Genomic DNA, 1,129 nt, shown 5'->3' with positions numbered 1-1,129 from the left:
CACGGAGAACTTTGCCGCTTGACCTTGAGTCAAATCAAGCATCTGATGGGCCCACTTATCTCTCTTACGACTCAATGCTTGATTCTGCTCATCTTTAGATAGCAGGCTAAAGTCGTCGATTTCTAACAGGCTATGGTTGGGCACATCTACGATAGAACCAAGGCCGAATTCATCAACTTTAAGTCTTAGCATTTCATGTCTGTGGTACAAACTTACTAGAGCTAAATTGAGCTTCTCTAAGTTGATGTTCTCGCCATCGAATTCGGTGTAAAGGTGGGATGCAACACCGCCAAGTTTGGCATTAGCTTCTCTTCCAAACCAACATGCGGCCTGCATTGGTGTTAAATCACTCATCAGCTTTCACTTTGTTGACAATTCATCGGTTAGGTGCCATTATTTTGCAAACGATAATCATTTGCAACAAAAAGCTTATTATTATTAATTAGATAAATTAAAAACGTTACTTGAGGCTATCTCTCAAGCAAAGCTAAAACAATAAGAATTTGGTCAATGTGACATAAGATGCAACGTTTATATAAACACATTGACTTTAAATAATTGGGAAGTGTCGACGCCAGTTTGTATCCGTAACGTCAACCATCCTCTGTTCGCTAAGACTTTTTCTCATACAACGAAACCGCTGTTGGTTATCTTGAAAAACTTACTTCTAAAGACAAAACGTAGCTCAACGGAAAAATTTGAAATATCAGAAAAATACTCGAAAAATATAATAATTCTTTGAAGGCCATTTACATTTCTATCAAAGAAAATAATAACAGAAAGTAATATAAAAACCGAAAAAACGATGGTATTAGACTGAAATTTTTCAAACTAAATACTAACTTTAAATAGTTTCAAGCTTAGACACATGAAACAACTAAGCTCCAAGTATTACCCGGTAGACAGTTTTAAAAATAAAATAGAGAAGGATTCTACTCAGGGTACGAATTACTCACAAAGTGTAAGTGTACATGGTAGTGACCTGTACCTTAGCCCATTAAAAAGACTCAACAGGCAACGTAATGAAACTATCCAATGAAGATCTAGATAGGCTCAATGAATTCTGGCTATACTGCATGGAAAATCAATACTTTAATGTAGGCTATCCTGAATCTGCAAGTTTTGATTA

Annotated in this window: 1 pseudogene; it reads right to left on the bottom strand. The window is 36.0% G+C overall.

Annotation, left to right across the window (positions count from 1 at the left end):
• Positions 1-354, bottom strand: a pseudogene (locus IQR33_RS28040) (peptide synthetase); the annotation flags it as partial.
• Between the last annotated feature and the right edge of the window lie 775 nt (positions 355-1,129).

The sequence above is a fragment of the Vibrio sp. OPT46 genome (genome assembly GCF_015163535.1).
Classification (GTDB): domain Bacteria; phylum Pseudomonadota; class Gammaproteobacteria; order Enterobacterales; family Vibrionaceae; genus Vibrio; species Vibrio alginolyticus.
The sequence above is the reverse complement of the archived record's forward strand: the minus strand, read 5'-3'. Positions and strand labels throughout refer to the sequence as shown.